This window comes from Elioraea rosea (assembly GCF_007644105.1).
Lineage (GTDB): Bacteria > Pseudomonadota > Alphaproteobacteria > Acetobacterales > Acetobacteraceae > Elioraea_A > Elioraea_A rosea.
Window position 1 is genome coordinate 196,319 of the sequence record NZ_VFAC01000001.1, and the last position, 20,154, is coordinate 216,472.

The window sequence follows — 20,154 nt, forward strand, 5'->3', positions numbered from 1 at the left end:
CCGCCTATCGCGTGCGGATGTCGGCGAGGAAGCGCTCGACCTCCTTGACCAGCGTGCCCGCCTCTCCAGCGAGCCCGTTCGCCGAGGAGAGAACCTGCGCGGCCTTGTCGCCCGTCTCCTCGATGGCGGACGAGACCGCGCCGATATTGCTCGTGACCTCGCTCGTGCCCGCGGCGGCCTGCTGAACCGCACGGGCGATCTCGTGCGTCGCGGCACCCTGCTCCTCCACCGCTGCGGCGATGCCGGTCGCGATCTCGTTCATCCGCCCGATCGTGCCGCCGATGCCGCGGATCGCGCCGACCGCGTCGTTGGTCGCCTGCTGCATCGCGCTGATCTGCGCGGCGATCTCCTCGGTCGCCTTCGCGGTCTGCCCGGCGAGGTTCTTCACCTCCGAGGCGACCACCGCGAAGCCCTTGCCCGCCTCGCCGGCGCGCGCTGCCTCGATCGTCGCGTTGAGCGCGAGAAGGTTGGTCTGGCCCGCGATATCGCCGATCAGCCGGACCACGTCGCCGATCCGGGCGGCGGCATCCGAAAGCCCCGCCACCGTCCCGTCCGTCGCATCAGCCTCGCGCGCGGCCTGCGCGGCGATCTGCGCGCTCTCGGCAACCTGGCGGCTGATCTCCCGCACCGAGGCCGCAAGCTCCTCGGCAGAGGCAGCGACGGTCTGGACATTGGCAGAGGCCTGCTCGGTGGCGGCGGAGACGGCAACGGCGCGCTTGCCCGTGTCCGACGCCGTGTCGCTCATCGATTCGGCAAGCGTCTTCACCCCCGCTGCACCCTCGCCCATGTTGCGCGCAACCCGCGCGACAGAGGCCTCGAAATTGTCCGCGAGCTTCACCTGGGCCGTGACGAGGTTCAGCACCAGCATCGCACCGACATACTCGCCCGCGGCGTCGAGCACGGCGTTGACGCGGAGGTCCATCGTCTCCGGCCCGATCTTGATGCGCGCGCGGTGCGGCAGGTTCTTCGGGTCGGAGAGAAGCGTGCGCTGGTGTGTGGCGTTGCGGTGGAACAGATCGACGCTCTTGCCGACGAGCTCGTCTGCCTTCACGGGCATCAGGTGCTCGACCGTGCCGAGAACGCGACGCGTCTCCTCGTTCACGTAGGTGATGCGGAACTCGTCGCGCGGGTCTGCGACGATGACGGCCATCGGCAACTGGCCGAGCATCTGGCCCTGCGCGAAGGCCTGCTCAACCGTGCCGCGTAGCCGCGCGACGGCGTTCTGCATCCGACCGAACTCGTCGCGCCGCGCGGTTTCCTCGAGGGTGAAGCGCGTGTCGCCGCCGGCGATGCGTTGCAGCAGCCCGGTGATGCGCGAGACCGGCCGGCCGACGATCAGCGCGGTCGAGACGGAGGTCGCGACCATCAGGAGAGCGATCGCGCCGGCGAGAACGAGAACCGTCGTGCCTGCGGCGGAGATGATCGCCTCGAGCCGCAGCCCGGCCGAGCGCGCCTCGCCGACATAGGCGGTGGCAACGGCCGCCGCCATCTGCTCGAGCGCCTGGGCGGCAGGTGCGGTGACGGTCCGGTCATGCTCCGCAAGCTCGCCCGACAGCGTGCCGAGCCGCATCGAGGCCTCGACGAGCTGCTCGAGCGCCTGGGAGAGCTCGCCGAGCTCGTCCTTCATGCGCGCGTTCACCTCGACGCCCGAGGCGCCGCGCATATGCGTCCGCGCCGTCGCCGCCGCGCGACGGACGCGCTGCATCTGCCCCGCATCGCCCGTGGCGAGGTAGCGAAGCGCGGCGATCCGGAGGTCGGACGCGGCACCGTTGACGGCCAGCAGGCGACCGCGCAGCTCCTCGAGCATCGTCGCGTCGAGGCCCTCGAGCTCGATGCCCGCGAAGGAGCCCTCGAAGCGCATGTCGTAGCTCTGGCCGAGCGGGAAGAAGGCATCGTCGCGCGTGGCGATGAGGCTCGCGCGCAGATCCGCCGCCTTCAGCACGGCACCGTTCAGCACCGCAACCTGCTCGCCGAGCGCCTTCACCGAGCCCTGATCGACCTCATGGGTCTCGTGGCGGGCGATCTCGGCGATCTCAGCGGTCGCGGCGGTGGTGATCCGGTCCGCCTCCTTGCGGATCGCGGCGAGCTCTGCGCCGGTCTGGGCGGCGAAGATCGCGCGGTTCTGCGTCGGCAGGGCGGAGACGGCGACGGCAACTTCCCGCACGCGGCGCTCGGTGTCGACATCCTCCTGCTCATGCACACGGCCCTGCCGGACATCGCCGAGCTGGCCCATCACGGCGAAGACGAGCCCGCCGAGCAGCACGATCGGCACGACCGCGAAGATGCCGAGCTTGGTCCGAAGGGGGAGATTGCCGAGAAGGGTCATGCGCCAGGCCTTGATCACGATCACCAATGGGGGTCTCCGTCTCTATCGGCGCGGCCTTAATCCAGGATGAATTTCCGGCAATGTCCGGGCAGCGTCCCGCGCGGCGGCGATTGCCCTTCCGCCGCATGGCCCCCAAGTCAGAACCGACGCCATCGCCCCAACGCCGCGGAGCCACCCGATGCTGTTCGACTGCGCCTCGCTCTCACCCGAGAACACCTACAAGCTTCTCGTCTCCACGGTCGTGCCGCGGCCGATCGCCTGGGTGACGACGCTCGACGAGAACGGCACGCCGAATGCGGCGCCCTACAGCTTCTTCAACGCGATGAGCGGCTCGCCGCCGGTCGTGGCCATCGGCATCGGGCCGAAGCGCGAGGGGCTCAAGGACACCGGCGAGAACATCCGCCGGGCGCGCGAGTTCGTCGTCAACCTCGTGACGGACAGGACGGCAGAGGCGATGAACGTCACCGCGATCGACTTTCCCGCGGGCGTCAACGAGCTCGCCGAGGCAGGCCTGACGACGGCGAAGAGCAGCCATGTCGCCCCGCCGCGGATCGCCGAGAGCCCGGTCGCGGTGGAATGCAGGCTGCACACGCTGATCGAGCTCGGCCAGGGCCGGGCGGTCGTCCTCGGCGAGGTGCTCGCCTTCCACATCGACGATGCCTGCGTGCTCGACCCGGCACGCTGCTACATCGATACGCCCAGGCTCGGGCTGATCGGCCGCATGCACGGGGCGGGCGGCTACCTGCGCACGACCGACAGGCTGGAGATGCCGCGGATCTCGCTCGCCGCCTGGCAGCAGCGCGGCGCCGCGGAGTAGTTCCGCCCCCGCCCCCTCTGGCGCACCGGGCGGAACTGCCGCATGGTGGCGCAAATGCGAGGCATTCTCAGACAAGAACGCGGGCGATGACAGCCACCGCCACCGTGGCCGGAACGGCGCCCTCCTCCCGGCCGCGCCTGCCCTCGGGCTGGACGGTCGCCGCCCTCGTGGCCGCCGCCGCCGTGGCCTCCCCGCTCATCGCCGTGCTTGCCGGGGCCGTCGCGCCGGCGGGGGAGGTCTGGCGCCAGCTCGCCGAGACCGTTCTCGCGGAGTTCGTGCTGAACTCCATCCTGCTCTCCGCCGGCACCGCGGCGCTTGCCATCACAATCGGCGCCGGCACCGCCTGGCTTGTCACGATGCATGACTTCCCCGGCAGGCGCGTCTTCGAGGTGGCACTTCTCCTGACGCTGGCGATGCCCGCCTACCTGATCGGCTACGTCTACACCGACATGCTCGACGTGACCGGGCCCGTGCAGTCCGCGCTTCGGGCGGGGCTCGGGGTTCGCTTCGGGGAGTACTGGTTCCCCGAGATCCGCTCGCTCGGCGGTGCGGTGCTGATGTTCGGTCTCGTGCTCTACCCCTATGTCTACCTGCTCTGCCGTGCGGCCTTCCTCGAGCAGTCGGTGTGCCTGACCGAGGTGGCACGCACGCTCGGCTGCTCGCGGATGGCGATGATCCGCCGCGTGGCGCTGCCGCTGGCGCGACCGGCGATCGCGGCCGGCGCGGCGCTTGCGGTGATGGAGGCGCTGGCCGATTTCGGCACGGTTCAGCACTTCGCCGTGCGCACCTTCACGACCGGAATCTACCAGGCCTGGTTCCAGATGGGCGACCGGACGGCCGCGCAGCAGCTCGCCGCCTGCCTCATGGGCGTGGTCGCGACGCTTCTGCTCCTCGAGCGCCTCGCCCGCGGGCCGCGGCGCTTCTTCAACACGAGCTCGAAGCACCAGGCGATCACGCTCGTGCCGATGGCGGGCCTCCGCGCGGCCGGCGCGACGCTTGCCTGCGCGCTGCCTGTCCTGCTCGGCTTCGCGGTGCCGGCCCTGCGGCTCGCGCAGCTCGCGCTCGAGGACGGCGACAGCACCTTGCACGTCCTGCCCTTCGCGCGGCACAGCATCGTTCTCGCGGCCCTTGCCGCGGCACTTGCCGTCGCCGTCGCGGTGGTGATGGCCTATGGCGCCCGGCTGCGGGCGACCGCGACGATGCGCGCGGCCGTCACCGTCGCCTCGCTCGGCTACGCGGTGCCCGGCTCGGTCATCGCCGTCGGCGTGCTCGTTCCGTTCGGGCTGTTCGACAATGCGCTCGACCGCTGGATGCGGGCACAGTTCGGCATCTCCACCGGCCTGCTGCTCTCGGGGACGATCGCTGCGCTGGTGTTCGCCTACGTCGCGCGCTTCCTCGCCGTCGCGCTCTCGACCGTCGAGGCCGGGCTCGCACGGATCCGCCCGAGCGTCGAGGATGCCGCCCGTGTTCTCGGCCGCGGACCGGCGGGAAGCCTCGCCGCGGTGCATGCGCCGCTGATCCGCGGAAGCCTGCTTTCCGCCGCCCTCCTCGTGTTCGTCGACACGATGAAGGAACTGCCGGCAACGCTGATCGTCCGCCCCTTCGATTTCGATACGCTTGCCGTGCGCGTCTACAACCTCGCTTCCGACGAACGCCTGGCGCAGGCCTCGACGGCTGCGCTGGTCATCGTTGCCGCCGGCCTCATCCCCGTTGCCATCCTCGCCCGGGCAATGAAGCGGGCCGGGCACGACTGACCAAAAAAAACGCCCCGCACGAGGCGGGGCGAGTGTGGAACGGAGCGATTGGAGCGCAAGTGAGGGGACGGCGCCCGGCGTCCCGGAAAGCCCCGCGCGGGGAGAGTGAGGTACGCAGGGGTCCCGAGCTCGCCACCCAGTCAATGCACGACCGGGCGGTCAGGTTTCGTTGTGATCGGCAACGCGGCGTCGGCGAGGCTTCGCGCGATGCTCGCCATCAGACCGACGGCGCGTGGCGCCGCAGCGGGCGGAACCCACCCGGCAATGATGCGCTGGGCACGCCAGGGCTCTCCTGCCTGCAGCGCGCCGATCGCCTCGACCAGCTGTTCCTCGCCCTCGGACAGCCAGGCATCGTGGATCGAGCCGAAGCCAGGGCCGGAGGGGCAAGCAGAGAGGAGGGCCAGAAGGCTGGCGAAGGCCGCGAAGGCATCCGGAGCAAGCCCGGCGCAGCGGAACAGGGCGCAGGGGCTCGCGACGCCCGAGACCTCGCCCGCCGTCCAGGTCCGCGCCGCGCACAGCATGAGCTGGCCACCGAGGCCGAGTTCGGCCACGCGGGGGAGGCTGGCGACGGCGGTCATCCGCGGTTCGATCAGGCGTCGGGTCATGCGGTTGGATCCATCAATCATGCGAGTGCGAGGCATTCGCAAATTAAAGGCCGAAAGAAGGGCGCGGCAGGACGCCGCGCCCCGTTCCTCTCAGCGCCAGCCGGCGCGCTGCATCAGCGTCAGCGCCTCGGCACCGTTCTTCGCATAGGCAACGGCGTTCAGCTGGTCTTCCGTGAAGCGGCCCCACGAGGCGACCACGGGGTGGACGTTCACCTCGTCCACGACCGGGTACTCGAAGTTGCCGTTCGCGAACATCTCCTGCGCCTTCACCGAGGTCAGGTATTCGAGGAAGGCAACGGCCGCATCCCGGTTCGGCGCGTTCCGCACCACGGCGGCACCCGAGACGTTCACATGGGTTCCACGGTCACCCTGGTTGGGGAACACGACACGAAGCCCGTCGGCCATCGCCTTCTCCTCGGGCTTCTCCGAGGCGGCGAGCCGGCCAAAATAGTAGGTGTTGGAGACGGCGATGCGGCACTGCCCGGCTGCCACCGCCTGGATCTGCGGCGTGTCGCCGCCCTGCGGCGGCCGGCCCATGTTGGCGACCACCCCCTTGGCCCACGCCTCCGTCGCCTCGGCGCCGTTGGCAGCGAGCATCGAGCCGGCAAGCGAGATGTTGTAGACCTGATTGGACGACCGGACGCAGACCGTGCCCTTCAGCGCCGGGTTGGCGAGATCCTCGTAGCGCGCGAGCGGGATCGGCGGCGTCCAGTCCTTCGGCACGATCAGCACACGCGCGCGCTTCGACAGCCCGAACCAGTTGCCATCGGGGTCACGGAGATGGGCGGGGATGCGACCCTCTAGAACCTGGCTTCGCACAGGCTGGAGGATGTTGGCCGCCCTCGCCCGCTCGAGCCGCGCGGCATCGACGGTGATCAGCACGTCGGCCGGGCTGTTCGCTCCCTCGTTGCGGATGCGCTCGATCAGCTGGTCCGCGTCGCCCTCGATCAGCCGGACGCGGATGCCCGTTGCCTGCGTGAACCCGTCATAGAGGGCACGGTCGGTGTCGTAGTGGCGCGAGGAATAGACGTTCACCACCCGCTCCTGCCCGAAGGCCATGGCAGGGGCGAGCACGGCGGCGGCGCCGAGGCCGGCGATGATCGCGCGGCGGGCCAGGCGCGGCTTCCGGCGTTCGCCGGTGGCGAGCTCGGCGAGGATGCCGGCGACGAGGGGAGTGGAACGCTTCATCGAGCATAATCCTCACGATCGGTGGCGATGCGCCGCCGGCCATCAGGCCGCGCGGCCGTTGCAACTCATTCTCATTTGCGACGCTAGCCGGATTGCGAACGCTTCGCAAGTGCGATCGCACCCCTGACGGATCACGACCCGCCCGCCTACACTCCCCCGCAAATCGAAGACCGAGGAGGCGACGCCGAGATGCCCGAGCAAACGACCCGCCCGACGCTTGTCCTGCCCCGCGGCGCCATCGAGTGCCACAGCCATGTCTACGACCCCGACCGGTTCCCCTACGCTCTGCCCGAGCTCGGCGAGAAGACCTATGACTGGCAGGCCTTCGGCGCGATGCTCGCGAGGCTCGGCTTCGACCGCACGGCCATCGTGCAGGCCGGCGCCTACGGCACGGACAACCGCTGCACCCTCGAAGCCGTCGCGCGGCTGGGGCATGACCGGGCACGCGCCGTCGTCGTCACCCGGCCCGACGAGACGGAGGAGGGGTTCCGCGAGCTGCACGCGCAAGGCGCGCGGGGATTGCGCTTCTTCTTCGGCTCACCCTTCCTGAAGCTGTCCGACGTGAAGCCGATGGCGGCACGCATCGCGCCGCTCGGCTGGCACATCATCATGCAGGACCCGAACGGGATCGACTTCGAGGCCTGGAACGCGGTGATCGACGGTCTTCCCTGCCCCGTCGTCATCGACCATCTCGGCCGCATCCCGCCGGGGCCGGGAGCGATGTCCTCGGCGACGCACCCCGGGTTCCAGGGGGTGCTGCGCCTGCTCGAGAAGGGGCATGTCTACGTGAAGCTCTCCGGCTTCTACTACGCCTCCGCCACGGGCTACCCGTACCAGGACGTGGAGCAGCGCGTGCGCGCGCTCGTCGAGCTCCGGCCCGACAGGCTGCTCTACGGCGCGAACTGGCCGCACCCGAAGATGGAACCGAAGCCGGACGATGCGAAGGAGCTCGACCTCCTGCTCGACTGGGTGCCGGACGCGAAGGTCCGCGACATGATCCTGAGGGACAATCCCGCGCGGCTCTACTTCAACGAGTGAGCCGAAAAGAAAACGGCGCCGGAACGCTCCGGCGCCGTTTCGTGGGCCGGCGCGCGTCGGCTCAGGCCTTGTTGAGCCCGCGCAGGAAGCCGGTGCGGGACTTCATCGCCGGCATCAGCAGCCCATGGTCGCTTCCGGAGAGGATGAACTGCATGCCCATGCCGATATAGGTGCCGGCGTTCTCCTCGTCGTACACCCCGCCCATGCCGGGGAACTTGCCGTGCTTCCTGCACGCAGCGATCACTGATTCATACGCTGCCTTCACCTTCGCGTTCCCGAGCTGGCCGGGAATGCCCATCTCGGCGGTGAGGTCGGAGGTGCCGATCAGAAGCACGTCGATGCCAGGCACGGCCGCGATGGCCTCGGCGTTCTCGACGGCACGCGGCGTCTCGATCATCACGATCGTCAGCAGCTGCTCGTTCAGCTTCGCCATCAGCTCGCCCGCCGGCATCACGGCGAACCGCGCCTGCGCCGGCGGCCCGCCGAGGCTGCGATGGCCGACAGGCGGATACTTGCAGGCGGCAACGACCTCGTTCGCTTCCTCCGCCGTGTCGACATGCGGGATCACGACGCCCATCGCGCCGTTGTCGAGGACACGCGGCGCCTGGTCGAGCGCACCCTTGCAGACGCGGACGATCGGCGTGCAGCCCGTCGGCAGCGCGGCGAGCGCGATCTGCGTCGCCTGGTCCTCGCTGAACGCGCCGTGCTCGGCGTCGATGAACAGCCAGTCGAACCCGGCCGCCTCGCCAAGCATGCCCGACGCCGTGGTGCGGAGATGATGCAGGCCGAGGCCCAGCGCGAGCCCGCCTGCCTTCATGCGGTCCTTGGCGTGATTGGGGACGATGGCCATCAGCGCGTATCCTTCCTCGGTTCGTGGTGCGCGCGAACCAAGCCACGCAGGCCGCGCCGCGTCAACGCACCGGCAGGCGGTATCGCAACCCGAGGCTGATGACGTTCGAGCCGTCCTCGACGCCATTGATCGCGCCGAACACGCCGCTCCGATGATGGTAGCGCAGTACGAGCTCGTATTGCCTGTACTGCGGCAGGGCGAAGGTGATTTCGGGGGCGAAGTAGTGCAGGACGTTGGACGTATTTGGCTCCGGCTGGGACGGCGGTCCCGCCTCGGCCTCGGGCAGGTGCGAGATCCAGTTCAGGCCGGTGCTGACCGCCACGGTCGTGTAGAGGTGCTCACGCCAGGGGAAGCCGTCGAAGCGGAGATAGAGCGCGCCCCAGAGCTCGACGCTGTCGGTGGAACCGAACCGCCCGGCAATTCCGAGCTCCGGCTCCAGCGTGAACCAGCGCCAGAACCGCGCCACCTCGTAGGACCCGGCGAGGCCGACAAGCGTGTCGCTTCCCCAGGTGCCGTTCCACGGTTGCAGCACGGTTTCGCTGAACGGTACGTCGTCGATGGAAACGCCGAGGAAGAAGGTGAGCGCGAACGGCCGACTGAAGGGACCAGAACGCGCCTCCGGCATTCCGGCGCGTGGCACCGCCGGCTGTGCCCCGACCATTGCCGACTGCGCCAGGGGCGAGCGGCCGCCCGTAACGCGCGGAATGGAATCGATCACCGTACCGTCGACGATCACCGACGGGTCCCGTCGCCCGTCGGCTGGAAAACCGCACAAGGCGACCAATGCCACCGTGGCGAGCGCCGTCATGCCCGGTCGGGTCAGGAGACGCTTGCGCACTGACAAAGATCCCCGTTGCCGTCGACGTGATGCACAGGCCTCGGCGCCTGACCGCGATCACGCCTGCACGAGCGGCTCGGCGCATTGATCTCGGTCAAGTCGGGACACGGCGCCGTCGTCGCAGAGGCGGGAACGCCCGGTGATTTACCGTCCAGCAGGATCGAGCAGCGCCAGAACTGCCTCGATCCTGTCCGCCTCCGCGGCCGGCTTGTCGGTGCGGATGCGGCTGATGCGGGGGAAGCGCAGCGCCACGCCCGAACGGTGGCGCGAGGAGCGCTGCGCGGCATCGAACGCGACCTCGAGAACCAGCGCCTTCTCCACCTCCCGCACAGGCCCGAAGCGCCCGATCGTGTTGTTGCGGATCCAGCGATCGAGCCAGGCCAGCTCCTTGTCGGTGAAGCCGGAATAGGCCTTGCCGACGGGCACGAGCTCCTCGCCGCGCCAGACGCCGAAGGTGTAGTCGCTGTAGAACGACGAGCGCTTGCCGTGGCCGCGCTGGGCGTACATCAGAACGGCATCGAGCGTCAGCGGGTCGCGCTTCCACTTGAACCAGGGCCCCTTCGGCCGGCCCGCGACATAGGGGCTGTCGGCGCGCTTCAGCATCAGCCCCTCGATGCCCGCCTCGCGCGCGCCGGCCCTGATCGCTGCAAGCTCCTCCCAGCTCGAGAAGGGAACGAGTGGCGAGAGGTCCATCCGCGCGGGCGCCTCGCGCGCGAGCCAAGTCTCGAGCCTCTCCCGCCGCGCATCGAAGCCGAGGCCCCTGATGTCCCCCGTCCCTTCGAACAGCATGTCGTAGAGGCGAACATGCGCGGGGTGCTCGCGCATCAGCTTCGCCCCGGGTGCCTTCCGGTTGAGCCTCTGCTGAAGGTCCGAGAACGGCGCGACGACGCCTTCGCGCAGAACGAGAAGCTCGCCGTCGAGCACCGCCTCGAGACCCTCCATCGCCTCGACGATCTCGGGGAAGGCGTGGCCGATCTCCTCCCCCCCGCGCGACCAGAGCTTCGCGCCCGTCCGGGTGGCGACGCATTGCACGCGGATGCCGTCCCACTTCCACTCCGCGCGGAACTCGCGCGGATCGAACTCGGCGAGCTCTGCCTCGTCGAGCGGGTTGGCGAGCATCGGCGGGCGGAACACCGGCGCGTCCACGCCCCTCGGCTGCGGGCCACGCCCCTCGAGCCAGTCGAACAGGGCCGTGTAGGGCGGGGCGACCGCCGGCCAGGCCTCCTCGATCTCCGCGACGTCGATGCCGTATCGTTCCGCGAGCGCGACCTTGACCAGCCGCGCCGAGACGCCGACGCGCATCCCCCCCGTGATGAGCTTGAGCAGCGCGAAGCGCGAGGAGGCGTCGAGCGTGTCGAGCCAGGCGGCGACGATGCCGGGAAGCTCTCCCCTGCTCGTGGTGGCGAGCGTGCGCGCGACTGCTGCAAGCGAGGGCGCTGCCTCGTTCACGCCCTCGCGCGCGGGCCACATCAGCGAGACGGTCTCCGCGAGATCGCCCACGAAGTCGTAGGAGAGCGCGAACAGCACGGGGTCGGTCCGCTCGGCTGCGAGGGTGCGGATCAGGCCGGCCTTCGCCGCGTCGAAGGAGAGCTCGCCCGTCAGCGCGGCAAGCCCGATGCCGCGATCGGGGTCAGGCTCCGTCGCGATCCAGTCCTTCAGATGCGCGAGCTTGGTGTTGCGCGCGGGCGTCAGCACGAGCCGCTCGAGCAGGTCGGCGAAGCGCTTCATGGGGGTTCTTCGGTCGCCTCGCGCGCGCCGTCCGGCGCGCTGCCGGCGACGGAAGGCGCTTCCGCCACCGCCTCGTCCTCGTCGCCACGCCCGACGAGATGCAGCGCGCGGCCGCGGATGCCGCGGAGCCCCGCGGCATGGATCAGCGCGTCCTCCGCGCCATGCGTCACCCACACCTCGGGTGCAGCGACGGCATCGAGCGTGGCGTTCAGCTCGTCCCAGTCGGCATGATCGGAGATCACGAGCGGCAGCTCGACGCCGCGACTCTTCGCGCGCTGCCGCACCCGCATCCAGCCCGAGGCCAATGCGACGACGGGATCGGAGAGCCGCCGCGCCCACCGGTCCTGGATCGCGCCTGGCGGACCGATCACGACCGCGCCGGCCAGCGCCTCGCGGTTGGCGACCGTCGCCGGGCGCAGATCCCCAAGCGTGATGCCGAAGGAGGCATACACCTCGTTCATCGGCGTGAGCGCGCCGTGGACGTAGATCGGCGCGTCGTAGCCGGCCTCACGCAGGAGCGCGAGCACGCGCTGCGTCTTGCCGAGCGCATAGGCGCCGACGACATGCGTGCGCTCGGGGAAGACGCGAAGCGAGGCGAGAAGCCGCGCGATCTCCTCCTCCGCAGGCGGGTGGCGGAACACGGGCAGGCCGAACGTCGCCTCGGTGACGAACACGTCGCATGGCACCGGCTCGAAGGTCGCGCAGGTCGGGTCGCGCCGCGTCTTGTAGTCGCCGCTGACGACGGCACGCGCGCCCTGCCACTCGAGAACCACCTGCGCCGAGCCGAGCACGTGCCCCGCCGGGCGGAGCGTGACGCGCACCCCGCCGATATCGAGCGCCTCGGCGTAGCCGAGCGCCTGCTGGCTCTCCCCCGCCCTGCCTTCGCCGAGCCGGCGCGTCATGATCGCGAGCGTCTCGGCCGTGGCGAGCACGGCCCGGTGGCCCGGCCGCGCATGGTCGCTGTGGCCATGCGTGATGACGGCGCGATCGACGGGCCGGAGCGGGTCGATGAAGAAGCCGCCGGGCTCGCAGTAGAGGCCGGCCTCGGTCACCTTCAGCCAGGTTTCGGGATGCGGCGGCACGGCCTGTGCCGCCCCCCACGGGTCAGAGCTGCACGCCCTTCGTCAGCGCACCGTCGATCACGAGGTTCGTGCCTGTGGTGAACGAGGAGGCGGGGCTGGCGAGGAACACGACGCCGCGCGCGATTTCCTCCGGCTTGGCCATGCGCCCGGTCGGGTTCAGCGCGAGCGCCTCCTTGAAGAGCGCGGGGTTGTTGGTCTCGATCCACTGCCAGATACCGCCGTCGAAATAGGTGTTGCCCGGCGAGACGGCGTTGGCGCGGATGCCCTTGCCCGCGAGGCGGAAGGCGAGCCCCTGGGCGTAGTGGACGAGGGCTGCCTTGAACGCGCCATAGGCAGGACCGGTGAAGTCGATCTCGCGGCCCGACACGGAGGAGATGACCGTGATCGAGGCCGCCTTGGATGCCTCGAGATGCGGCATCGCGGCGCTCACCACGCGCACCGTGTGCATCATGTCGGTGTCGAAACCCTTGCGCCAAGCCTCCTCGTCATCGGCCACCGCGAGCGCGGAGACGTTGGCGACGACGATGTCGATCCCGCCGAGCGCCTTGGCCGAGGCGGCGACCCAGTCCTCGAGCGCCGCCTTGTCCGAGACGTCCACCGCCTGGCCGAAGGCGGTCACGCCCTTCGCACGCAGGGCCGCGACCGTGTCCTCGATCTCGCCTGCGTTGCGGGCACAGACCGAGACATGCGCGCCCTCCTCGGCGAAGAGGTCAGCGCAGCGGCGGCCGATGCCCTTCGTTCCGCCGGTGACGATTGCGCGCAGTCCCTTGAGCCCGAGATCCATCGCTTCTGTTCCTTCCTGTCCGGTCAGGCGAGATAGGCTTTGAGCATCGAGGCGCCGAGCGTGTATTTCGGGTCGACCATGTTGCCCACCCGCATCGATCCCGCCTGGGTGCAGAGGAAATAGGCCTCGCTCTCCTCGAAGCCGTACTCGTCGACCATCCAGCGGATCAGGTCGCGATAGGCCATGCGCGCGGCATCCTCCATCGGCCGCGCGCTGCCCACCGACATGATGAATCGCTCGTTCTCGAGCCGCACGCCGGGGATCGTCCACCCCTTGATGAGATCGACCTGGATCGTGACATGCGCAGGCATCTCGACGGCGACGCCGCAGAGCTCGCCATCGCCCTGTCGCGCGTGGCAATCGCCGAGATAGAGAAGCGCGCCCTTATGGTGCACGGGGAAGTATACGACCGCGCCCGGGGCCACGTCCGGCAGGTCCATGTTGCCGCCCCAGTAGTCCGGTTGAAGCGAGGTGACCGCCTCGATCTCGGGGCTGACGCCGAGCGTGCCGATGAAGGGCTCGTAGGGAAGCGTGATGCGCTCGCTGAAGCGCACGCCCTCGGTCGTCACCTCCATCTTCTTCACCCGCTCGGGGATCGGCTTGTTCAGCATCGCCGTCGCCGCCGTCGCGACCAGGCCGCCGAACTCCGGGATCAGCGCCGTGGTGCCCACGGGCTGGGCCCCGCGCGGCAGGATGGAGAGGATCGACACCGCGAGCGCATCCCCCTTCTCCGCGCCCTCGACGACGATCGGCCCGTTCTGCGGGTTGAGGAACGGCATGCGCAGGATCTCCGACGGTCTGTCGCTCTCGGAGCGTATCTTGCCCTCGAACGCGTCGTGGGTCTCGACCTCGATCACGTCTCCCGGCTTCACCGTCAGCACGGGCTCGGCATAGGGGCCGTACACGTAGCGGTAGGTGCCCTGCTTCGCCTCGGTGAGCGCATGGCTCGCGCCTCGGCGGCCGCGCGCGACGCCCTTGCGGCCCATGTAGGATGTCTCGAGCCAGCTCATGCCGCGCGCGCTCCCTGCCTTGTCCGTTGAAGCCTGGGAGATTAGCGCGCCACGGACTTCCGGCAAGGCGGGCCCCGCCTTCGCGCCGGGGCGAATCCCGCCCATACTCGCCCCGGTCGGCGCGCCACGACGCCGCACGGAGGAGATGCCCGCGTTGACTGTGCCCCAAGCGGCATGAGCGATCGCCAGCCCGCAGGCCTGCTCGCCCCGTTCAGCCAGCGCAGCTTTCGCTTCCAATGGCCGGCCGATCTCGCGACCTCCACGGCCCATGAGATGGAGACGTTGATCCTCGGCTGGTACGTGCTCACCGCAACGGGCTCGGTTGTCTGGCTCTCGGTGTTCGGTGCCTCGCAGTTCCTCGGCACGCTGATCTCGCCGATGTTCGGCGTGATGGGCGACCGGGTCGGCCAGAGGCGGGTGCTCTGTGCCATGCGGGCGGCCTATGCGGCGCTTGCCGCCTGCCTTGCCCTGCTCGACCTCGCAGGCCTGCTGCACCCCGCACCAGTCTTCGTCATCGCCGCGCTCTCGGGGCTCGTGCGCCCGTCCGATATCGGCATGCGCAACGCGCTGATCGGTGCGACCATGCCGCAGGGCCTTCTGATGGGGGCGATGGGCATCGCGCGCATGAGCGCCGACAGCGCCCGCGTCCTCGGCGCGCTCTCCGGCCCCGCGCTGGCCGACTGGCTCGGCTTCGGCCGCGCCTACGCTGTCCTGACCCTGCTCTATCTCGTCAGCATTCCCCTCGTCCTGCAGGTCGAGGAACGCCACGCGCGGCGGACCGAGGGCGCGATCACCTCGCCGTGGCGCGACCTCACCGATGGCGTGACCTATGTGCGGCGCATGCCGGTGCTTCTCGCCGCGCTGTTCCTCGCCTTCCTGATGAACTTCGCCGCCTACCCGATCAGCGGCGGGCTGCTGCCGCATGTCGCGCATGACGTGTACGGGCTCGACCGGACGGGGCTCGGCTACCTCTCCGCGAGCTTCGCCGCAGGCGCGCTGCTCGGCTCGCTGAGCCTTTCCGCCACCGTGCGACGCCTGCCTCCGGCGCGGACGATGCTTCTCGCCGCGCTGCTCTGGCTCCCGCTTCTGATCGGCTTCGCGCAGCTTCGCGTTCCCCTCGTCGGCATGGCCCTGCTCGCGCTCGTCGGCTACGTGCAGAGCTTCTGCATGATCCCGATGTCGGTGCTGCTGCTGCGCATGCCGAACCCTGCCTATCGCGGGCGCGTGATGGGCCTGCGGATCCTCGCCGTCTACGGGCTTCCGCTCGGGCTCCTGCTGGCGGGGCCGCTGATCGCCTGGCTCGGCTTCACACGGGCGGTGGTCCTGCTCACGGGGTTCGGGATCGCCGCGACGCTCGCCATCGCCTGGACCTGGCGGCGCGAGCTCCTTCCCGCGGACGCACCGGCGAACGAGCGGAGCGCCTGAGGAGCCCCTCTCCGCCACCCCCGCCCGGCATGGTAGAACCGCCGGGACACATGACGATGTTCCCCGAACACGAGCCGAAGCGCGGCACGATGGGCGACGCGACGGCCCTGCCGCCGGCGCTCGCCGCCTGGTTCGCCGCGCGCGGCTGGTCACCGCACCCGCACCAAGTCGCGATGCTCGAGGCCGCGCGCGCAGGCCGCTCAGCGCTTCTGATCGCACCAACCGGCGCGGGCAAGACGCTCGCTGGCTTCCTCGGCTCGCTCGCCGCGCTGTCCGAGGATGCGTCGCCGAGGCTGCACACGCTCTACGTCTCGCCGCTGAAGGCGCTCGCGTCCGACATCGCGCGCAACCTGACCGCGCCGATCGCCGGCATGGGGCTTGCCGTGACCGTCGAGACGCGCACGGGCGACACGGGAGCGGAGGCACGGCGTCGCCAGCGCGCCAAGCCGCCGCATATTCTGCTCACCACGCCAGAGAGCCTCTCGGTGCTTCTCTCGCTACCCGACAGCTTCGCCATGTTCGCGGGCCTCGAGGCCATCGTGGTCGACGAGATCCATGCGCTTGCCGGCACCAAGCGGGGTGACCAGCTTGCCCTCTGCCTCTCGCGGCTCGCCTCCCTCGCCCCGCGGGCGCGCCGCGTCGGCCTCTCCGCCACCGTGCCGCATCGCGCGCCGCTCATCGCCTATCTCTCCGCAATGGGCCGGGCGGATGCGGGCGACGTGTCCGTCATCGAGGCGCCGGAGGGGGCCGAGCCGTCACTCGGCGTGATGCTTCCCGAAGGCCCGCTCCCCTGGTCGGGCCACATGGGGCTGCTCGCGACGCCCGACATCTACCGGCTGATCCGCGAGGCCGGCACCTCGATTGTCTTCGTCAACACCCGCGCGCAGGCAGAGCTCGTGTTCCAGGCGCTGTGGCGGCTGAACGACGACGGGCTCGCCATCGCGCTGCATCACGGCTCTCTCGCGCGCGAGCAGCGCGAACGCGTCGAGCAGGCGATGGCCGAGGGGCGGCTGAAGGCGGTCGTCGCCACCTCTTCGCTCGACCTCGGCATCGATTGGGGCGATGTCGATCTCGTCATCCAGGTCGGCGCACCGAAGGGCGTGTCGCGGCTGATGCAGCGCATCGGGCGGGCGAACCATCGCTGGAACGAGGCCTCGCGCGCGGTGCTCGTACCCGCGAACCGCTTCGAGGTGCTCGAATGCCGCGCGGCGCTCGACGGTGTTGCCGCGCACGACCTCGACGGCGACCCGCCCCCGCCTGGCGGGCTCGACGTGCTTGCCCAGCACGTCCTCGGCATGGCCTGCGCCGCGCCGTTCCTGGTAGACGAGCTCTACGCCGAGGTGACGCGCGCGGCACCCTACGCGGCGCTGTCGCGGCAGGATTTCGACGACGTGGTCCGCTACGTCGCCGATGGCGGCTACGCGCTGTCGGCCTATGAGCGACACCGGCGGCTGTTCCGCGATTCCGAGGGGCGCCATCATGCCGCCTCCGAGGCGGTGATGCGCCGGCATCGGATGAACATCGGCACCATCGTCGAGGCGCCGCTTCTCAAGGTGCGGCTCGGCCGCGGCTTCGGCGGGCTCCAGCTGGGCGAGATCGAGGAGTACTTCGTCTCGATGCTGAACCCGGGCGACACGTTCCTGTTCGCCGGCCGCGTCCTGCGGTTCGACCGGCTTCGCGAGACGATCGTCGAATGTAGCCCGGCCCAGGGGCAGGACCCGAAGGTGCCTGCCTATGCCGGCGGCCGCCTGCCACTCACCACCTATCTCGCCGACCGCGTGCGCGCGATGCTCGAGACGCCGGAGCGCTGGAGCGACCTTCCCGACAGCGTCGCCGAATGGCTTCGCCTGCAGAGATCGCGCTCGCGCCTTCCCGGTCGCAACAACCTTCTCGTCGAGACCTTCCCGCGCGGCGGCAAGTGGTTCCTCGTCGCCTACTGCTTCGAGGGGCGCAACGCACACCAGACGCTGGGGATGCTCCTGACCCGGCGGATGGAGCGCGCGGGCTTCGGCCCTCTCGGCTTCGTCGCGACCGACTATGTCGTCGCCGTCTGGTCGGCGCATCAGCCGCTGCGCGTGGCCGAGCTGTTCGGCGAGGAGATGCTCGGCGATGATCTCGAGGAGTGGATGGCGGAGAGCTCGATGCTCCGCCGCACCTTCCGCACCGTCGCGGTGATCGCTGGGCTGATCGACCGTCACGTTCCCGGAGCGGAGAAGAACCGGAGGCAGATCACCATCAACACCGATCTCGTCTACGACGTGCTGCGCAAGCACGAGCCCGACCATGTGCTCCTGCGCGCCACGCGGGCCGATGCGGCGCGCGGGCTTGTCGATGTCGGCCGCGTCGCGGGCCTGCTCGCGCGCGCGAAGGGGCGCGTCGTCCACATGGCGCTGTCGCGTGTCTCGCCTCTCGCGGTTCCGGTCCTGCTCGAGGTGGGGCGCGAGAGCGTCCGCTCGGGAGAGGGCGAGGAGGCGCTGCTCGCCGAGGCGGAGGAGGCAGCGCTGATCGCAGAGGCACTGGGTGAGGCAGAGCCCGCGCCGCCACCGCCCCGCGTCCACCCCGTCCACCGCGCCAATGCGCGGCGCGATGCGCGCCCTGCCGCGCATTCGCCCGGAACCCAGGGCCGCGTGACGCTTCGCTCCCTGCGCGGCCGCCGGCAGGCCGAGCTGCCGCTCGACGAATGACGGCAGCACCGATCCACATCGCGGGCGAGCGCCTGATGCTCGACCCGGAAGGCGCACTCTGGTGGCCGGCACGAAGCCTCATGGCGGTGGCCGACCTGCATCTCGAGAAGGGCTCCTCACTCGCCGCCCGCGGCGCGCTCCTGCCGCCCTATGACAGCCGCGCGACGCTCGACAGGCTCACGCCGCTGATCCGGCGCTACCGGCCCGCACGGCTCGTCGCGCTCGGCGATTCGTTCCATGACCGGCATGGCGCGGCGCGGCTCGGCGCGGCCGAGGCAGAGCGTCTCCGTGCGATCGCGGCCGTCACCGAGCTCGTCTGGGTCCTCGGCAACCACGACCCTGCGCCGCCCGCGGGTTTTCCAGGGATGGCCGTCGCGGAATGGCGCGAGGGGGCGATCGCGTTCCGCCACGAGGGCGGCGGCGGCACGCCGGAGATCTGCGGCCATCACCACCCGAAGGCGCTCGTGCCGACGCGGGGCAAGGCCGTGTCCCGCCCCTGCTTCGTCGCCGATTCGCGGCGGCTAATGCTGCCTGCCTTCGGCGCCTACACGGGCGGGCTCGACGTGCGCGACCAGGCGATCGCTGGGCTGTTCCCGCGCGGCTGCCGCGTTTTCCTGCAGGGCCGGGGCAGGCTCTACAGCTTCACCCTCGCTCAGCTCCGCGCGGCCTCTCCGGCGGAAGCCTGATCGCCCTGGCGGCGTCGCTCGAGCAGGACGAGCTGGCTCCCCTGGCCGTCGGCGCGAGCGAACTCCACGAAGCCGAGCTTCGCTGCGATGGCGAGCGACACCGCATGGCTCGGCTCGATGATGCAGGTCATGCGGGGAACCGGCCACGCTGCATCGGCCCAGGCCAGGGCCGCGCGCATGGCTTCGATTGCGTAGCCCTGGCCCTGCGCGACCGGGGCGATCACCCAGCCGGCCTCCATCGTTCCCTCGATCGAGGGCGTGATGGCGCGGCGAAGGTCCTGGAATCCGACCTGGCCGACGAAGGCACCCGTCGCCTTCTCTTCCACGGCGAAGTAGCCGAAACCGAGGAAATGCCAGAGCCCGGCGTGGCGCAGGAACCGCGTCCACGCAGCCTCCCGCGTGACCGGAGCGCCGCCAATGTAGCGGACGACGTTGGGGTCTGCCCACATGGCGGCGTAGGGCTCGAAGTCGTCCGGTCGATGACCGCGGAGGTGCAGCCGGGGCGTGTCCAACTCGGGAACGGAGAGCGCCATCGGAAATCGCCTGGCGTGCGCTTCGGCTGGGTGGGCCTAGCGCCGCATCAGCGCAGCCAGCGCCTGCGCGTCGGCTTTGGGGGTCGCGGCCATGCCGTCGTGCACGCCCTGCCTGTCGGCCTCCGGACGGTTCTGCGAGAGCTTCGCCGTTCCCTCGAGCGCGGTGACGCGCAGCCGGAATCCGACGATGCCCTTCATCATGCCGAGGATGAACGCCTCCGGCGCATCCTCGATCGCCCAGGGCATCTCGCGCCCCGCCTCCTGCACATCCGTCAGCCGGGCGACGACGTCGCGGAGTGCTGCCGGATCAGTTACGGGGTCCAGTCGTCCCCTTGCCTGCACCGCAAGGTAGTTCCAGGTCGGCACAACCTTTCCGTGTTCACGCTTGGAGGCGTACCACGACGGCGTGACATAGGCGGACGGCCCGACGAACACCGCAAGCGCCGGCACACCCGGCCCGATCAGCCCCGCGAGCGGGTTGGCCCGCGCGAGATGGCCGACGAGATCCTCGCCGTCGAACACGAGCGGCAGGTGTGCCGCAACCGGCCCGTCCTCGCCGTTGACCACGAGCGTCGCGAATCGGACGGCCTCGGCCATCGCGCGCAAGGCAGCAGGGTCGTTCACCCGGAAGGAGGAAGGCGCGTACATGCGCGGAGAATCATGCCTCACGGCGATGTTTGTCCAGCGCAGCGCACGCGGGGCTGCATGTCGGGACTGGCAAAATCCCCGCCCGTCCCATATCGAGGCATCGGAAGAGGCGGAATGGCCGTAGAGAGGCCGCACGCGCCGGGCAACGGACTGGGAAG

At 70.3% G+C, this 20,154-nt stretch carries 17 protein-coding genes; 6 read left to right on the top strand and 11 right to left on the bottom strand.

Annotated elements, in window-relative coordinates; all coding sequences use genetic code 11:
- Positions 1 to 4: 4 nt before the first annotated feature.
- Positions 5 to 2,350: a methyl-accepting chemotaxis protein gene (locus FIF60_RS00975; protein ID WP_239451427.1), complete on the bottom strand. Its 2,346-nt coding sequence runs from the start codon at positions 2,348 to 2,350 to the stop codon at positions 5 to 7.
- Between the two features lie 154 nt (positions 2,351 to 2,504).
- Between FIF60_RS00975 and FIF60_RS00980 the strand changes: the two genes are divergently transcribed.
- The gene (locus tag FIF60_RS00980) at positions 2,505 to 3,143 is read left to right on the top strand and encodes a flavin reductase family protein (protein WP_144182867.1); all 639 of its coding nucleotides are present in this window, start codon (positions 2,505 to 2,507) and stop codon (positions 3,141 to 3,143) included.
- A gap of 86 nt (positions 3,144 to 3,229) precedes the next feature.
- The gene (locus FIF60_RS00985; protein WP_144182869.1) at positions 3,230 to 4,897 is read left to right on the top strand and encodes an ABC transporter permease; all 1,668 of its coding nucleotides are present in this window, start codon (positions 3,230 to 3,232) and stop codon (positions 4,895 to 4,897) included.
- A gap of 140 nt (positions 4,898 to 5,037) precedes the next feature.
- Here FIF60_RS00985 and FIF60_RS00990 read toward each other — a convergent pair whose 3' ends face one another.
- Both FIF60_RS00990 and FIF60_RS00995 read right to left on the bottom strand, forming a co-directional pair.
- Positions 5,038 to 5,502 carry a hypothetical protein gene (locus FIF60_RS00990; RefSeq protein ID WP_144182871.1) on the bottom strand — a complete coding sequence of 155 codons (465 nt, stop codon included), beginning with the start codon at positions 5,500 to 5,502 and terminating at the stop codon, positions 5,038 to 5,040.
- 90 nt (positions 5,503 to 5,592) lie between these two features.
- On the bottom strand, positions 5,593 to 6,690 hold the full coding sequence (locus FIF60_RS00995; protein WP_144182873.1) for a Fe(3+) ABC transporter substrate-binding protein: 1,098 nt from the start codon (positions 6,688 to 6,690) through the stop codon (positions 5,593 to 5,595).
- A 189-nt stretch (positions 6,691 to 6,879) separates the two neighbouring features.
- On the opposite strand from FIF60_RS00995, the gene FIF60_RS01000 reads away from it, so the two are divergent.
- Complete coding sequence (locus tag FIF60_RS01000; protein WP_144182875.1) at positions 6,880 to 7,728, top strand: amidohydrolase family protein; 849 nt, start codon at positions 6,880 to 6,882, stop codon at positions 7,726 to 7,728.
- 61 nt (positions 7,729 to 7,789) lie between these two features.
- Here FIF60_RS01000 and FIF60_RS01005 read toward each other — a convergent pair whose 3' ends face one another.
- The 6 genes from FIF60_RS01005 to FIF60_RS01030 all read right to left on the bottom strand — a co-directional run bounded on the left by FIF60_RS01005 (position 7,790) and on the right by FIF60_RS01030 (position 14,020).
- Positions 7,790 to 8,578 (bottom strand): HpcH/HpaI aldolase family protein, encoded by a 789-nt coding sequence (locus tag FIF60_RS01005; protein ID WP_239451428.1) that lies wholly within the window; start codon positions 8,576 to 8,578, stop codon positions 7,790 to 7,792.
- 61 nt (positions 8,579 to 8,639) lie between these two features.
- Complete coding sequence (locus FIF60_RS01010; RefSeq protein WP_144182877.1) at positions 8,640 to 9,416, bottom strand: hypothetical protein; 777 nt, start codon at positions 9,414 to 9,416, stop codon at positions 8,640 to 8,642.
- A 144-nt stretch (positions 9,417 to 9,560) separates the two neighbouring features.
- Positions 9,561 to 11,144: a cisplatin damage response ATP-dependent DNA ligase gene (locus FIF60_RS01015; RefSeq protein ID WP_144182879.1), complete on the bottom strand. Its 1,584-nt coding sequence runs from the start codon at positions 11,142 to 11,144 to the stop codon at positions 9,561 to 9,563.
- Positions 11,141 to 12,226, bottom strand: a complete 1,086-nt coding sequence (locus FIF60_RS01020) for a ligase-associated DNA damage response exonuclease (protein WP_144182881.1) — start codon at positions 12,224 to 12,226, stop codon at positions 11,141 to 11,143. The genes FIF60_RS01015 and FIF60_RS01020 overlap by 4 nt, the downstream gene beginning before the upstream one ends.
- A gap of 22 nt (positions 12,227 to 12,248) precedes the next feature.
- A complete protein-coding gene (locus FIF60_RS01025) occupies positions 12,249 to 13,010 on the bottom strand; it encodes an SDR family NAD(P)-dependent oxidoreductase (protein WP_144182883.1) in 762 nt (253 codons plus the stop codon).
- Positions 13,011 to 13,033: 23 nt separating this feature from the next.
- A complete protein-coding gene (locus tag FIF60_RS01030; RefSeq protein ID WP_144182885.1) occupies positions 13,034 to 14,020 on the bottom strand; it encodes an acetamidase/formamidase family protein in 987 nt (328 codons plus the stop codon).
- 174 nt (positions 14,021 to 14,194) lie between these two features.
- On the opposite strand from FIF60_RS01030, the gene FIF60_RS01035 reads away from it, so the two are divergent.
- The 3 genes from FIF60_RS01035 to pdeM are packed head-to-tail and all read left to right on the top strand — an operon-like array spanning position 14,195 to position 18,815.
- Complete coding sequence (locus FIF60_RS01035; protein WP_144182887.1) at positions 14,195 to 15,445, top strand: MFS transporter; 1,251 nt, start codon at positions 14,195 to 14,197, stop codon at positions 15,443 to 15,445.
- A gap of 56 nt (positions 15,446 to 15,501) precedes the next feature.
- Positions 15,502 to 18,129 carry a ligase-associated DNA damage response DEXH box helicase gene (locus FIF60_RS01040; protein ID WP_239451429.1) on the top strand — a complete coding sequence of 876 codons (2,628 nt, stop codon included), beginning with the start codon at positions 15,502 to 15,504 and terminating at the stop codon, positions 18,127 to 18,129.
- A complete protein-coding gene (pdeM, locus tag FIF60_RS01045) occupies positions 18,126 to 18,815 on the top strand; it encodes a ligase-associated DNA damage response endonuclease PdeM (RefSeq protein WP_144182889.1) in 690 nt (229 codons plus the stop codon). Before FIF60_RS01040 ends, pdeM begins: the two co-directional genes overlap by 4 nt.
- Here the strand turns inward: pdeM and FIF60_RS01050 are convergent.
- Together FIF60_RS01050 and FIF60_RS01055 are read right to left on the bottom strand one after the other, a co-directional pair.
- Complete coding sequence (locus tag FIF60_RS01050; RefSeq protein WP_144182891.1) at positions 18,782 to 19,348, bottom strand: GNAT family N-acetyltransferase; 567 nt, start codon at positions 19,346 to 19,348, stop codon at positions 18,782 to 18,784. The genes pdeM and FIF60_RS01050 overlap by 34 nt on opposite strands.
- Before the next feature lie 36 nt (positions 19,349 to 19,384).
- Complete coding sequence (locus FIF60_RS01055; RefSeq protein ID WP_144182893.1) at positions 19,385 to 19,996, bottom strand: FMN-binding negative transcriptional regulator; 612 nt, start codon at positions 19,994 to 19,996, stop codon at positions 19,385 to 19,387.
- Positions 19,997 to 20,154 lie beyond the last annotated feature (158 nt).

Coding starts and splice junctions, on each gene's coding strand:
- FIF60_RS00980 (WP_144182867.1), top strand. CDS start 2,505: ATGCTGTTCGACTGCGCCTCGCTCTCACCCGAGAACACCTACAAGCTT.
- FIF60_RS00985 (WP_144182869.1), top strand. CDS start 3,230: ATGACAGCCACCGCCACCGTGGCCGGAACGGCGCCCTCCTCCCGGCCG.
- FIF60_RS00990 (WP_144182871.1), bottom strand. CDS start 5,502: ATGACCCGACGCCTGATCGAACCGCGGATGACCGCCGTCGCCAGCCTC.
- FIF60_RS00995 (WP_144182873.1), bottom strand. CDS start 6,690: ATGAAGCGTTCCACTCCCCTCGTCGCCGGCATCCTCGCCGAGCTCGCC.
- FIF60_RS01000 (WP_144182875.1), top strand. CDS start 6,880: ATGCCCGAGCAAACGACCCGCCCGACGCTTGTCCTGCCCCGCGGCGCC.
- FIF60_RS01005 (WP_239451428.1), bottom strand. CDS start 8,578: ATGGCCATCGTCCCCAATCACGCCAAGGACCGCATGAAGGCAGGCGGG.
- FIF60_RS01015 (WP_144182879.1), bottom strand. CDS start 11,144: ATGAAGCGCTTCGCCGACCTGCTCGAGCGGCTCGTGCTGACGCCCGCG.
- FIF60_RS01025 (WP_144182883.1), bottom strand. CDS start 13,010: ATGGATCTCGGGCTCAAGGGACTGCGCGCAATCGTCACCGGCGGAACG.
- FIF60_RS01030 (WP_144182885.1), bottom strand. CDS start 14,020: ATGAGCTGGCTCGAGACATCCTACATGGGCCGCAAGGGCGTCGCGCGC.
- FIF60_RS01035 (WP_144182887.1), top strand. CDS start 14,195: ATGAGCGATCGCCAGCCCGCAGGCCTGCTCGCCCCGTTCAGCCAGCGC.
- FIF60_RS01040 (WP_239451429.1), top strand. CDS start 15,502: ATGTTCCCCGAACACGAGCCGAAGCGCGGCACGATGGGCGACGCGACG.
- pdeM (WP_144182889.1), top strand. CDS start 18,126: ATGACGGCAGCACCGATCCACATCGCGGGCGAGCGCCTGATGCTCGAC.
- FIF60_RS01050 (WP_144182891.1), bottom strand. CDS start 19,348: ATGGCGCTCTCCGTTCCCGAGTTGGACACGCCCCGGCTGCACCTCCGC.
- FIF60_RS01055 (WP_144182893.1), bottom strand. CDS start 19,996: ATGTACGCGCCTTCCTCCTTCCGGGTGAACGACCCTGCTGCCTTGCGC.